This window comes from Streptomyces sp. NPDC049577 (assembly GCF_040675635.1).
Taxonomy (GTDB): domain Bacteria; phylum Actinomycetota; class Actinomycetes; order Streptomycetales; family Streptomycetaceae; genus Streptomyces.
Genome location: NZ_JBFAPH010000195.1, coordinates 1 through 12,480 on the forward strand (window position 1 = coordinate 1; position 12,480 = coordinate 12,480).

General features: G+C 73.5%; 10 protein-coding genes and 1 pseudogene. 3 read left to right on the top strand and 8 right to left on the bottom strand.

Annotation, left to right across the window (positions count from 1 at the left end; genetic code table 11):
• Window positions 1-370: 370 nt before the first annotated feature.
• From AB0K09_RS21255 to AB0K09_RS21270, 4 genes are all read right to left on the bottom strand, one after another.
• The gene (locus tag AB0K09_RS21255) at window positions 371-1,360 is read right to left on the bottom strand and encodes an alpha/beta hydrolase (RefSeq protein ID WP_366066950.1); all 990 of its coding nucleotides are present in this window, start codon (window positions 1,358-1,360) and stop codon (window positions 371-373) included.
• Window positions 1,361-1,465: 105 nt separating this feature from the next.
• Entirely contained in the window at window positions 1,466-4,360 is a 2,895-nt protein-coding gene (locus AB0K09_RS21260) for a hypothetical protein (protein ID WP_366066951.1), read from the bottom strand.
• Window positions 4,360-6,222 (bottom strand): HSP90 family protein, encoded by a 1,863-nt coding sequence (locus AB0K09_RS21265; protein WP_366066952.1) that lies wholly within the window; start codon window positions 6,220-6,222, stop codon window positions 4,360-4,362. Before AB0K09_RS21265 ends, AB0K09_RS21260 begins: the two co-directional genes overlap by 1 nt.
• A 46-nt stretch (window positions 6,223-6,268) precedes the next feature.
• Entirely contained in the window at window positions 6,269-7,234 is a 966-nt protein-coding gene (locus AB0K09_RS21270; RefSeq protein WP_366066953.1) for a hypothetical protein, read from the bottom strand.
• Between the two features lie 456 nt (window positions 7,235-7,690).
• Between AB0K09_RS21270 and AB0K09_RS21275 the strand changes: the two genes are divergently transcribed.
• Together AB0K09_RS21275 and AB0K09_RS21280 are read left to right on the top strand one after the other, a co-directional pair.
• Window positions 7,691-8,122: a hypothetical protein gene (locus AB0K09_RS21275; protein ID WP_366066954.1), complete on the top strand. Its 432-nt coding sequence runs from the start codon at window positions 7,691-7,693 to the stop codon at window positions 8,120-8,122.
• A gap of 87 nt (window positions 8,123-8,209) precedes the next feature.
• Entirely contained in the window at window positions 8,210-8,419 is a 210-nt protein-coding gene (locus AB0K09_RS21280) for a hypothetical protein (RefSeq protein ID WP_366066955.1), read from the top strand.
• A 23-nt stretch (window positions 8,420-8,442) separates the two neighbouring features.
• On the opposite strand, the gene AB0K09_RS21285 is transcribed toward AB0K09_RS21280, so the two are convergent.
• Window positions 8,443-8,940, bottom strand: coding sequence for an ATP-binding protein (locus AB0K09_RS21285; protein WP_366066956.1), 498 nt, complete (start codon window positions 8,938-8,940; stop codon window positions 8,443-8,445).
• 92 nt (window positions 8,941-9,032) lie between these two features.
• Here AB0K09_RS21285 and AB0K09_RS21290 point away from each other — a divergent pair, with 92 nt between their 5' ends.
• The gene (locus AB0K09_RS21290) at window positions 9,033-9,839 is read left to right on the top strand and encodes an SDR family oxidoreductase (protein ID WP_366066957.1); all 807 of its coding nucleotides are present in this window, start codon (window positions 9,033-9,035) and stop codon (window positions 9,837-9,839) included.
• Window positions 9,840-9,878: 39 nt separating this feature from the next.
• On the opposite strand, the gene AB0K09_RS21295 is transcribed toward AB0K09_RS21290, so the two are convergent.
• The 3 genes and pseudogenes from AB0K09_RS21295 to AB0K09_RS21305 form a co-directional block, all read right to left on the bottom strand.
• Complete coding sequence (locus tag AB0K09_RS21295; RefSeq protein WP_366066958.1) at window positions 9,879-11,060, bottom strand: Ig-like domain-containing protein; 1,182 nt, start codon at window positions 11,058-11,060, stop codon at window positions 9,879-9,881.
• Window positions 11,061-11,238: 178 nt separating this feature from the next.
• On the bottom strand, window positions 11,239-12,108 hold the full coding sequence (locus tag AB0K09_RS21300; protein WP_366066959.1) for a class II glutamine amidotransferase: 870 nt from the start codon (window positions 12,106-12,108) through the stop codon (window positions 11,239-11,241).
• Between the two features lie 150 nt (window positions 12,109-12,258).
• Window positions 12,259-12,480: pseudogene (locus AB0K09_RS21305) on the bottom strand (hypothetical protein); the annotation flags it as partial.

Consider the following 12,480-nt stretch of genomic DNA (forward strand, 5'->3'; position numbering starts at 1 on the left):
GCAAGAAAAAGCGCCGTTTCTCGGTCGACGGCGCCGTGCGACTCAGCCATTGTTAGCGGCGCCCAAAACCCCCGACAAGACTGTGACCTACGACCGCAGGCCGTTGGCCCGGGAAGTGCCGCGGTCGCGTAAATGGCACTGTGACGTGGTATTTCGTGGCTACGGCACGGTTTCGTAGGTGATCTGGCTCCTATGGGCCGCTTCACACCGCAGGCCCCTGTCCGTCACACAGGGCGAGACCTCGACCGCGCGCCGGCGCACACTGCCGGGCACTGTCACGCACCGCACGCCGCGGCCCGGAGTGGCACGGGGCACGGAAGGTGGTGAACCTTCCGTGCCCCGTGGCGTGCCCCTGCGCGCTGCCGCGTGCTCAGGCCGCCGGCCGCAGGTGGGCGAGGAAGTCCAGGAGGGCGGCGTTGACCTCTTCCGGGCGCTCCTGCTGGGTCCAGTGGCCGCAGCCGGGGAGGGTGAGACGGTCGTGCAGCTTCGGCACGGCCCGGTCGAGGCCGGCCAGGACCTCGTCCATGCCGGGGAAGGAGCGGACCAGGTCCTGCTCCCCCGCCACGTAGAGCGCCGGAACGTCGATGCCGCGGTCGTGGAAGGGGGCGAGCAGCTCCCAGTTCCGGTCGATGTTGCGGTACCAGTTCAGACCGCCGGTGAAGGCGCGGTCCCCGTGGGCGGAGTATTCGCGGGCGAACGTGTCGATGTCGGCCGCGGACAGCCAGTCGGGCAGTCGTCCGGGTTCCGGCATCGTGTCGAGGGTGGTGCTGCCCTTGGGGATGATCCAGGGGCTGGGCGGCTTGCCGGCCTGGCTGTCGCCGGAGCCGCCGGCCAGCAGCCGGCGGAACGTGGCGGCCGGGTCCTGGGCCAGTTCGGCGTCGGCGACGCCGGGCTCCTGGAAGTAGAGCTGGTAGAAGCCGTCGCCCAGCAGGTCGCGCAGGACGGAGAGCGGCGGCTCCGGGCCGCGCGGCAGCGGCGGCACGCTCAGGCCGGCCACGCCGCGTACGACGTCGGGGCGCAGCAGGGCCGTCGTCCAGGCGACGGGCGCACCCCAGTCGTGGCCGACGACGACCGCGCTGTCCTCGCCGAGCGCGTGGATCAGCGCGACGACGTCGCCGGTCAGGTGCAGGAGGCTGTAGGCGGCGATGTCGCCGGGCTGGTCGCTGCGCGCGTAGCCGCGCTGGTCCGGGGCGACGACGCGGTATCCGGCCTCGGCCAGCGGACCGAACTGGTGGCGCCAGGAGTACCAGCACTCGGGGAAGCCGTGCAGCAGGAGGACGAGGGGGCCTTGCCCCTGCTCGGCGATGTGCAGTCTGATCCCGTTCACTTCGACGAAGCGGTGTTCGACGTCGCTGGCCATGTGCCCCTCCTGTCCTCGCCGTGCCGGTGCCCGGCGCCGGGGCCGACCCTGCCCGTGGATCACGCGCGGGTCAAGGGGCGGCCCCCGGTTCGCGGTTCCCGGCGCCTACGGGGCCTGACGGGTCGCCAGGTCGGTGCGCAGGTTCGTGAGGATCGCCACGGCCTCGGGCAGGCCGACCGCTTCGCAGCGGGCGATGGCGGCGGTCAGGCGTGCCGTCGCCGCCTCGGGTGCGCCGAGACCGTTGGCCTCGATGAGTGCGGCGACGCGGGACGCCTCGGCGCGGGGGGCCTCGGCGTGCGGGCCGCCGGGTTCGTAGGCGGTGAGGGCGCGTTCCATCTCGGCGAGGGCGTCGGGGAACCTCTCGGCCTCCGCGAGGGCGCGGGCGCGGCGGTAGTGGGTGGCGCCGGCCTGGTACCAGTGGGCGAAGTCCTCGTCGTCGGCGGGGACGGCCCGGCGGACGTCGTCGGCCTCGGCGAGGTGGGCCAGGGCGTCCTCCAGGCCCTCGGGGCCCCGGGCCGCCATGGTGAGGGAGGCGAACTCGTGCATCATCCGGACGACCGGTCCGGGCTGGGGTGCGCGTCCGTGGGCGGTGACGGCGCGGGTGTAGGCGGTGCGCGCCGGGTCCCAGGAGCCGGCGCGGGCCAGGGCGACGGCGGCGTCGGCGGCGACGAGGGTGTGCGTGGTGCCGTCCTCCCAGTCGGCGACCTCGTCGGCCACGCGCAGGAACTGCTCGGCGGCGGCCCAGTGTTCCTCCAGTTCGGTCAGGCCGCGTGCCAGGTCGAGGCGGATCTGGGCCGTGAGGGGCGGCGGGAGGGCGCCCGCGGCGTCGTCGGTGAGCAGCGACTCCAGGATGGCGACGGCGTCGGCGTGCTGCCCGGAGCGGGCCAGGACGTCGGCGAGTTCCAGCCGGGTCTCGGCGGCCCCGCCGGGGTCGCCGTCGCGGTCGAGCCGAGCGGCGGCCTCCGAGAGGTGGCGCACCGCGGCGGGTATGTCGCCGGTGTGGGCGCAGGCGTGGCCGAGCATGCCGAGGGTGGGGACGACGGGGAACGCGGCGTCGTCGTAGCGGGCCGCGGAGGCGAGGGCCTGCTGGAGGTGGCCCACGGCGTCCGTCGCCTTGCCCTGCCACAGGAGCACCTGGCCGAGCAGTCCCTGCGCGCGGGACGCCCGCCACGGGCGCCCGGTGGTCTCCAGGAGTTCCAGGGCGGTGCCCAGCAGCCTCTCGGCGTCCTCGAACCGGCCGGTGCGGGCCGCGACGTCGGCGCGGTACTGGTGGGCGGTGGCCTTCGGGTACGGGACGTCCAGCCGCTCGGCCTCGGCGAGCAGGGTGCCGGCCAGGGCGTCGAACCGTTCCGCGGTGGCGGCGGAGACGCCGGGGAGTTCGGCCTCGAGCGCGGTGTGCGCGGCGCGGAGGTGGCACTGGAGCACCGCGAGGTAGTGCTCGGGCGCGGTGTTCTCCCCCTCGGCCGGGGTGCCGGCCGCGAGCAGTTCGCGGGCCCGGTGCAGCGCGGCGTCGAGGGCCGGCCAGTCGGGGGCGCCGTCCTCGGTGGCCGGTTCGCAGGCCGTGCGGGCGCGGGCCACGAGCGCGTGCCACGCCATGCCGGCCTGCTCGAAGAGTTCGGCGGCCTCGGCCATCGCGGCCCGTGCGTCGGCCGTGCGGTCGTCGTCGTGGGCGGCGAAGGCGCGGTGCTCGGCCAGCTCGGCGCGCAGCCGCTCCCAGGATCCGAGGGCGGGGTCGTGGACGTACTCCTCGGCGGTGACGTGCTCGCTCACGCGGTGCCACATCCGGGTGGCGCCGGGGTGGCCCTGGGCATCCAGGGTGCGGGCGCGGGCGACGAGGCCGGGGAGATCGGTGGGGATCTCCGGCGGTGCCGCCGGGGCGGGGGCGGTGGTCACGCCGGTGGTGCGCAGGCCGAGCGGCAGGGCCTCGGTGAGCAGGGGCTTGCGGGCGAGCCGCGCCCGGCGGCGGTCGCCGACGGTGGTGGTGCCGTTGCGCGTGTCGAACGCGGCCGTCAGCGCCCCGGCGTCGTGGCGGACGTGATCGAGGAGTTCGCGTGCCGTCCAGGTACGGCCGGCCGGTCCGGCGACGGCCGCGTCGGCGTGTCCGTCCTCGACGAGCCGGCCCAGCAGGACCTCGACTCCGGTGAGGAGGTGGAGCCGGTCCAGCGGGGCGCCGGTGACGGCGAACAGTTCCCGGTTCTCGGCCAGGATCTCCAGTCCGCGGCCCTCGTTGCGGGTGAGCGCGCAGAACTCGAGGTGGAGCCCGATCTCCTGGCACATGCTGGTCTTGCCCCGGGCGGCGCGGTAGCCGGTGAGGTGGTGCGAGCGGGCCTCGTCGGTGCGGCCCAGCCGTACCAGCGGCAGCAGGGCGTGGGCCTGGCTGATGCCCGGTTCCTCGGAGCAGCCGGCGGTGCCCTCGAGGACGGGCCGCCAGATCTCCAGGGCTCGGTGGTCGTCGCCCGCGTGGACGTGGAACAGGGCTCGTTCGCGGATCTCGCAGGCCTCGCAGTCGCTCAGCTCCTCGCGGGGGCGCGTCACCCAGGAGTCGTAGGCGGTCGCGGCGTCGATGCCGGTGTGCTGGGCGACGGCGTGGCGCATCGCGGCGACAGGCTGCTGTCCGTGGCCGGCGGCGCGGTAGCGCTCGCTCATCTGCGCGATCCAGCCGTGGACCGCGGTCAGCGGCATCCCGGGGACCTGGAGCAGGGAGGTCGTCACCCACTTGAAGCGCCACAGGACCTGGCGGGCCTCCCATTCGCTGAAGGAGCCCGGGGAGGTGTCCCACAGGGTGAGGACGCGGGCGAACACCACGGGCGAGTTGCGGTTGTCGCCGGTGAACTCGTAGGCCTCCATCAGTTCGAGGAGGGCGGTGACGAGGAGGTCGTTCTCCTCGAACTGTCCGGCCGCTTCGACGAGTTCCTCGGCGACCAGGGTGCGGTGGCGGCCGTAGGGGCGTTCGTGGTTCTCGCGGAGCGCTTCGAAGACAGCCTCGGGGGTCTCCAGCATTACGCGTCCTTCCCCGGCCGGGGGTCGTGCCGGTCGTGCGTGGGTTCGTGCATGGCGTGGTTGAGCAGGCCGATGAAGGCGCGGTTGAGCAGGGCGCTCTCGGCCGCGCGCAGGGGGCGCCGGGTCATCAGCAGCGCCTGTCCGTAGAGCGCTTCGGCGGTGGTGACGGCCAGGCCGCGTTCGGTGATGGTGGCGGCGCGGCGCACCAGCGGGTTGAGGTGGTTGAGCACCAGCTGGGCGCGGGGGGCCTCGCTGCGCAGGGCGCCGAGGATGTCGGCCCACAGGCCCTCGCTCTGCCCGGCCAGCTCGGCCCGGTTCCGCTCCTGCCGGGCCTCGCGGTTGTCGAGCAGCAGCGCGGGGGCGGTGACCGGCTGGAAGCTGCGCAGGACGACGTCGCAGTCGTACTGGCCGATGACCTCGCGGGCGGTGGCGAGGAAGGCCGCTGCCGACAGTTCGGCGGCGGGGTCGGCGGGGTCCAGGTGCGCGGTGACCGTGCCGGGGTCGAGGTCGGTGACGGTCGTCCCGGGGCGGATCTCGGGCAGCCGGTGCACGAGGTCGTGGTCGTAGGTGTAGCCGCCGTTGACCACGCCCAGGCCGGCCGCGGCGGCGATGGGCGCGACCTGGCGGAACTCCTCGACGCTGCGGGTGACGAGGACGGTGGCGTGGGTGCGGGTGAACTCCTCCAGCGTGACGTTGCCGTCGGTCGTCTCGAACGGCAGCCAGGGCAGCAGCATGCGCAGCAGCTCGTCGTCGTGGCGGGCGAGTGCCTTGACGGCCAGGTGGTGGACGCCGAGGAAGCGGTGCAGGAGGCCGGGGTCGCTGGCGGCGAGCCCGGTGAGCCAGTCGCGGATGCGGGCGCCGAGGGCGTCGCGGATCGCGGCGAGCGTCTCGTCCTCGTACAGGCCCTCCCGGGAGGCGGTGGGGCGCAGGCTGGTGGTGTCGACGACGCAGCGGACGAAGAAGGCCCACTCGGGGAGGAGTTCGGGGGCCCGGTCGGAGAGCAGCATGCCCTTGAGGTGGACCCGGTGGCCGGCCCGCCGCGAGGGGTTGACGGCGGTGGGCAGGACGTGGGCGACGCCGCGCAGGCCCGCGACCGGCAGGTCGAGGTCGATGGTGTCGAGCGGGGTGAAGCCGAAGGTGTCGGCGCAGTGCCGGGCCAGCGCCTCGCGGCGGGCGAGCGGGGAAGGGTGCGGGAGCTCCCACGGCGGCACCTCGTTGACGCGGACGGCGGTGCCGTGCGGGTCGACGACGGTCACCTCGTGTCGCAGCATGCCGCCGTAGTGCCGGGCGAGGGCGACGACCTGGCCGGGGCTCGTCCATTCGCCGCTGTCCGCGCGGGGTGTGAGCCGCACGGTGGTGCCCGGTTCGGGCAGGGCGGACGGCGGCAGGGTGCGGATGGTGTAGCTGCCGTCGGAGCGGCCCCGCCATTCCACGGTGGGGGCCCGGTCGTCGGCGGCGGACCGGCTGAGGACCGTGATCTCGTCGGCGACGACGAAGCAGGCGAGCAGTCCGATGCCGAACTGGCCGATGAAGTCGCCGCGGGCCGCGTCCAGTCCGGCGCCGTCCAGGGCGCCGTCGCGGGTGCGCTTGGAGCTGCGGCCGATGGTCGCGAGGAAGGTGTGCACGTCGGCCTCGGAGAGTCCGATGCCGGTGTCGGTCACGGAGAGCGTCTCGCCGGTGTGCACGGTGATCCGGGCGGGGGCGCCGGGCTGGGCGGCCTGCCGGGCGGTGACCGCGTCCACGGCGTTCTGCAGCAGCTCGCGGAGGTAGACGCGGGGGCTGGAGTAGAGGTGGTGGGACAGCAGGTCCACCAGGCCGCGGAGGTCGACCTGGAAGGTGTGGACGGACTGGGGATCGGACACCTGGAGCGCTTTCGGAGAAGTGGTGGGTGGTGACAGGGGATCCGGATCAGGCGCCGGACTTGGCACGCCAGACGGCGTACGCCTTGGCGGGGTCACCGCTGAGGTAGATCCAGGGGGACTTGGTGACGACACCGCCGAGCTCCTCGAAGAGCGGGCGGGCGGCCGCCCGCTCCCCCGCCAGCGCGAACGCCATGGCGAAGGTGTTGAGCGCCTGGATCCGGACGGCGGGGTTGATTCCGGCGGGGCTCATTCCGCCGGGGTGGCGGACGGACCGGTCGGCGGCCTCGTGCAGGTGCGCGACGACGGCCGGTTGGCGCAGATGGGTGGAGAAGTCGCGCTCAGGGGCGTCGAGCGCCTCCTCGATGTGCGCGATGGCGACGAGGACGCCGAGGGGGCTGCCGGCCGGGGCCGCGAGCATGGACTCGCGGGCGAAGGCGTGCATGGCCTCGTGGGAGCCGCCCCACTTGCGGCACAGCTGCTGCAACAGCTGCTGGTGCGCGCCGAGATGCCCGGGGCTGCGCCGGACGGCGGCCTCGAAGCGGCGCCGCGAGAGCTCCTGCCCGACTTGCAGGCCGCGCCCGCTGATCTGGAGGAAGTACCAGGGGGCGCTGCAGTCCGGGCGGCGCTCGGCCGCCTCGTACAGCCGCTCCTCCGCGACGCGCAGCCGCTCGTGGAACACCTGGAACTGCTCGCGCGAGACCTCGGAGGCCCGGGCACCGGTGCGGGCCTGCCAGCCCCAGCCGATGAGCCGGACCCCGGATATGAGGGGCGCGAGCGACGAGGCGGGCTCGGCGGCGAGCACCTGGGGGATCCACTGCTCGACGCCGTTGGTCTCGGCGACGGCGGCGTGCAGCACCTGCGAGAGGTCCTCGCCGTCGGCCACGGCCGACAACTGCCCGCTCATCGCGGGCCAGTCCCCCGCCAGGGCCGCGGCCCGGAGCGCGGCGATCCTCGGATCACCGAGGTCCGGGTCCACCCGCGCTGCGGGCGGACGGCGGCGGAAGAGTGCCATGGGGAGACTCCCTGTGGTGGTGACAGGGCGTGCCATCCCCGCCCCCGGCTCATAGTGATTATCACGTCGGCCTTCGGGTCGCACCCCAATACGCGGCGATACGGGCGGAGGGGCTGTGCCCGACGGGCCGTCAGCACGTGCGCGTGTCCGCCGCCCGCGCCCGGGCGGCTTCTTCCCGGCCGGACCCGTCATGACCGTCCGCCCGGCATCGGTCACCCACCGTGGCGCATTTCTCCGGATCGCCGCCCCGGCGCCTTCCGGTGGCGTTCCTCTTCTCCCCGGCTTTTCCCGGCGCCAGCAGGGACTTTCTCCGCCCCGTCCGGCTCGCCTGGACAGCTTCCGGCGGCCGGAACACCATGAGGAGAGGATAGGAAAGGGGCGGCCCGCGTGACCCCTGTGGCGTGAAAGGGCGGGTAAGAGGGCCGTCGGAATTGCCCAGCGAATCGAGGCAAGGCCATGTCCACATCTCACGCGCATCATCAATCGGGGGCGGGCCAGGCCGCGGCCACCGGCCTCGTCCTCTTCTCCGCCGTGTTTCTGATGATCACGGGAATTCTCGACTTCTTCCGTGGTCTCATGGGGATCACGCACGACCGCGTCTTCGTCACGACGCCCAACTACGTGTTCAAATTCGACCTGACCAGTTGGGGCTGGATCCATCTGATACTCGGGATTCTGTCGATCATCGTGGCGATGGGTCTGTTCAGCGGCGCGCTGTGGGCCCGTGTCCTCGCGATCGTGCTGGCGGGGCTGCTGATTCTCGCCAACTTCCTGTCCATCCCCTACTACCCGCTCTGGTCGCTCGTGGTCATAGCCCTCGGGGCGCTCGTCATCTGGGGCCTGTGCACGGTCCGCCGGGACTACGCCGGGCCGTCGTACCGCGGCTGAGGCGGTGACCGGATTGCGGGCATGGCGCGCCTTCCTCCGGGAAGGCGGGCCGTACGTCATCCGGTCCGGCTCGCGGGAGGTATCGCCATGAGTGACAGGAAGAAGGCCGAGACGGCCGCGGACGAAGTCCTCGACGAGTTCGAGGACGCCGAGACCCGCCCGGGCAACCGGCAGGAGCACGAGGGCGACGCGGCGGACGCGATGACGCCCAATGTCCGGGCCCAGGAGGCTTCCCAGGGCCGCGGGGACGGGCGTACCGGCGACGACCGCGGGCGTTCCGCACGGCGGGGCGGGTAGACGGGCGGGCCCGGGGCTGCCCGTCACCGCCCCGGCGGTGTGCCCTCGTCGTCCGCCGGGCGTACCTCGAATCCGCCGTGGCCGTCGAGGCGGACCTCGTGGACGGCGTCGAAGCCGTCCGACCGCCGGGGCCGGCGCAGCCGCCGGAGCGTGGCGTACACGCCGGCGTCCGGGACGCGTTCGCGGCCCTGCCGTGCCGCGTTGCGGGCCAGGGAGCCCGCGGGGTCCGGCGGGAACCAGCAGGCCACCACGCGGGCGCCGTGGGCCCGGCCGGCGGCGATGAGGGGCTCCCACTCCGCCGGGGAGGGGTTGGTGTTGTCGACGACCACACAGACGTCGTCGGCGAGCGCCTCCTCGATCAGCCGCATCTGCCGCCGCTGCCGGTGGCGGGCGTTGCGGAAGAGGTCCTTGCTGACGAGGGCGTGGGTGCCGGCGTAGGCGCGGGCGTAGAAGGTGGACTTGCCGGAGCCCTGGAGCCCGACGAACACCACCAGTTCGAGCGGGTCACGCGCGGTGTCCACCGGTCTGCCGCCTCCTTCCGCGTCACCGCCCATTGTCCACCGCGCAGGGTGTCCACCGCGCACGTGTCCACCACGCACGAGGAGGACGGGACGTGAACGGACAGCCAGGAACCACACGCGCGGCCGTCGTCACCGGGGCGGACTCGGGCATCGGCCGGGCCACGGCCGTGCGACTGGCCCAGGAGGGCCTGGACGTCGGCATCACCTGGCACCAGGACCGGGAGGGCGCGGAGGCCACCGCCGCCGAGGTGCGGGACGCGGGCCGGCGGGCGGCGGTCCAGCGGATGGACCTCACCGTGCTGCCGGAGGCCGCCGACGCCGTCGACCGGCTCGCCGAGGAACTCGGCCGCGTCGACGTACTGGTCAACAACGCCGGCGTCGGTACGGCCGTCCCCTTCCTGGAGCTGGAGCTCGACGACGTGCGCGAGGTGATCGACGTCGATCTCGTCGGGCCGCTGGTGTGCGGGCAGCGAGCGGCCCAGCGGATGATCCGGCAGGGGGACGGCGGCAGGATCGTCAACGTCACGAGCGTGCACGAGCACCAGCCGCGGGTGGGCGCGGCGCCCTACTGCGCGGCCAAGGGCGGGCTCGGGCTGCTGACCCAGGTGATGGCGCTGGAGCTCGCCGAGTACGGCATCACCGTCAACGCCGTCGCCCCGGGCGAGATCGCCACGCCGATGACCGGGCAGGAGGACGTCGACGTACTGACCGTGCGCCGCCCCGGCGTCCCCCTCGGGCGTCCCGGCGACGCCCGCGAGGTGGCCGCGGTCATCGCCTTCCTCAGCGGGCCGGGCGCCAGTTACGTCACGGGCGCCTCGTGGAGCGTGGACGGGGGCATGCTGCGGATGGGGCCGCACGCCGGCTCGCACCTGGAGAGCGACTCCTGGCGCCGGCCCTGAGGCCCCGGCCGCCCGGCGATCCGGCGTGCCGACCGGCCGTCAGCCGAGCGCGCTGCGCTTGCGCCACTGGTCCCAGCTCTCCTGCCAGACCTCCAGACCGTTGCCGACGTCGGTCTTGACCGTGCTGCTGGTGTTCTTGACCTCGACGGTGGCGCCGATGGGCAGGAAGTCGTAGGCCTTCTTCGCGTCGGCCGTGGTCATGCCGAAGCAGCCGTGGCTGTTGTTCTCCACGCCGAGGGACTTGTTCCAGGGCGCGGAGTGCAGGAAGGTGCCGGAGGCGGTCAGATAGGTCACCCACTGCGAGTCGAGCTTCCACTGGTCGCCGAACCCGATGGTCGCCGAATCCATCGTTTCCGCGGGGTTCTTGCCGCGCACCGTGTGGATGCCGCCGCGGGTGGGGTTCTCCGGCGAGCCGGCGGAACCGATGATGGTGCCGACCTTCTGCTCGCCCTCGTACATCGTCAGGGAATGGGCGGGGACGTCGATGACGGCCCTGCGGTCGGCCCCGACGGTGAAGCCGAAGTCGTAGTCCCGGGCGAACCAGCCGCCCTCGCCGGAGTCGACGCCGGTCAGGGCGCCCTTGACGGAGACCTTTGTCCCGGCGGGCCAGCGCTCCTTCGGGCGCCAGTCGATCCTGTCCTTGCCGGAGTAGTCCTTCACCCAGCCCCAGGCCCCCTCCACCCGCGGCTGCGAGGTGACCTTCAGGGACTTCTCGATCTCGGCGCGCTTGCCCTTGTCGACCGGGTGGTCGAAGAGAATGGAGACGGGCATGCCCGTGCCCACGGACTCGCCGTTGCCCGGGGTGTTGGTGAGCTTGTTGACCTCGGGCGCCTCGCGGGTGGTGAAGGTGGCCGTGGCGGAGGACTCCTTGCCCTTGCCGTCCCTGCCGCCCTTCGCCGTGCCGCGCACGGTGTAGGTGGTGTGCGGGCCGACCTTGCCGTGCGACGTCCAGGAAGCGCCGTCGCCGGCCAACTCGCCCGGAACCGTACGGCCCTTGTCGTCCTTGACCTCGACCGACGTCAGCCGTCCACCGTCGGCCTTGACGGATATGGGCGTGCCGAGCGCCACATCCCCTCCGCCGCCGGGGCTGACGGTGATCCTCGCCTCCGGGCCGGCATCGGCCTTCTGCTCGCCCGAGCAGCCGGTACAGGCGCCGAGCGCCAGTGAGCCCAGGAGAGCGGATACCAGCAGGACGGTGCGACGGCCCGATCCGACGTGCACGTGGGTGACCTCCTTGCGACAAGACCCGTACGGCGGCGGACCGCGTCCGCGCCACACCCCTACAGATGATCCGCAGGACCGTACGGTTGCACGAGAAAGGGATATTTGTGCGACTCGGAGCGGGTCGGGGCGAAGCGACGTGCCGTCACGGCGAGCGGGACGGAGGCGGCGCCGGTGCTCAGAGGGTGTGCTGGGAGGCCGCGGCCTGGGGGCGCAGGTCGGCGAGGGTGAGCCGGTGCGCGGGCTCGTCGGTGAGCAGGGTCCGGCGGGTGACGTGCCGGCGGGGGCCGACGTGCAGCAGCTCGCCGGGTTCCAGCAGCCGCCAGTGCGGGTTGTCGTCCATGCGCTCGCTGGCGACGACGACGGCGGGGGCGACGGCGAGGTCGTGGGAGCGGATCCGCATCCGGCCCGCGGTGCCGGTGTGATCCAGGTGCCGCTGCCGGGTGTCACCGCCGGCGGCGCGGCACAGCTCGTACAGCTCGTGGGTGTCGGGGTAGCGGAGCGCCCAGAGCTCCTCGGGGGTGGTGAGGACGAAGTTGAGCGAGTAGACGGGCAGGTGCGCGGCGATCCAGCGGGTGGCCTGCGCGATGCCGGCGGTGAGGTCGCCGCCGTGCGCGCGGGTCTCACGGGTGATCAGGGCGAAGAACCGTTCGGAGTCGGTCTCGCCCTGGACGAGGGAGCGGTCTGCGCCGAGATGGGCGTCGAGTTCCTCCAGGCCCTCGATGACGCCGTTGTGGGCGAAGAGCCGGCCGTCCTGCTCGAAGGGGTGGGTGTTGCGGTGGTCCAGGCTGCCGGTGGAGGCGAAGCGGATGTGGGCGAGGAAGGTGGTGGACTCCACGTCGCGCGCCTGCTCGGCGAAGTCGCGGTCCCGGTAGGCGGCGATCGGTGCCTTGTGCACCACCGGGGTGCCGTCGGCCTCGAAGTGTCCGAGGCCGACGCCGTCGGGCTCGCGGTGACTCTGGTTGCGGAGGCTGTCGGGCGCGTCCAGCAGCCAGAAGGTGGCGCGCGAACGGCGCGGGGCGCTGCTGAGACCGAACAAGCGGCACATCCCGGGCTCCCTCGGCTCGTTCCGCCGTCGTTCCGCCCGCGTCCGCGGGCTCGCGGGGCAGCCTAGCGCCGTCCGGCGTGTCCTCGCCGGGACTGCGGCCCGGTTCGACCACCGCCGGCGCGGCGGCCGGGCGCAGCCGGCGGTCGGCCCTCAGAGGGTCAGCAGCCGTTCCACGAGCCGGCGGTAGTCCAGCAGGGCCAGCCGCAGGCGTTCGGTCTCCGGCTGGGCACCCTCCTCCTGCCAGGCCGCGCGGAGGGCGTGGCGGCGCTCGCCGAGGAGGTCGGAGAGCCGTGCGGAGAGGGCGGCGAGGAGGGAGTCGGCCTCCTCGACGGAGCCGCGCGGGCCGTCGATGAAGTCGTTCATGGCCTGCTG

Excerpts from the sequence above, each read along its gene's own strand:
- AB0K09_RS21255 (WP_366066950.1), bottom strand. The coding sequence starts at position 1,360 with ATGGCCAGCGACGTCGAACACCGCTTCGTCGAAGTGAACGGGATCAGA.
- AB0K09_RS21260 (WP_366066951.1), bottom strand. The coding sequence starts at position 4,360 with ATGCTGGAGACCCCCGAGGCTGTCTTCGAAGCGCTCCGCGAGAACCAC.
- AB0K09_RS21270 (WP_366066953.1), bottom strand. The coding sequence starts at position 7,234 with ATGGCACTCTTCCGCCGCCGTCCGCCCGCAGCGCGGGTGGACCCGGAC.
- AB0K09_RS21275 (WP_366066954.1), top strand. The coding sequence starts at position 7,691 with ATGTCCACATCTCACGCGCATCATCAATCGGGGGCGGGCCAGGCCGCG.
- AB0K09_RS21280 (WP_366066955.1), top strand. The coding sequence starts at position 8,210 with ATGAGTGACAGGAAGAAGGCCGAGACGGCCGCGGACGAAGTCCTCGAC.
- AB0K09_RS21300 (WP_366066959.1), bottom strand. The coding sequence starts at position 12,108 with ATGTGCCGCTTGTTCGGTCTCAGCAGCGCCCCGCGCCGTTCGCGCGCC.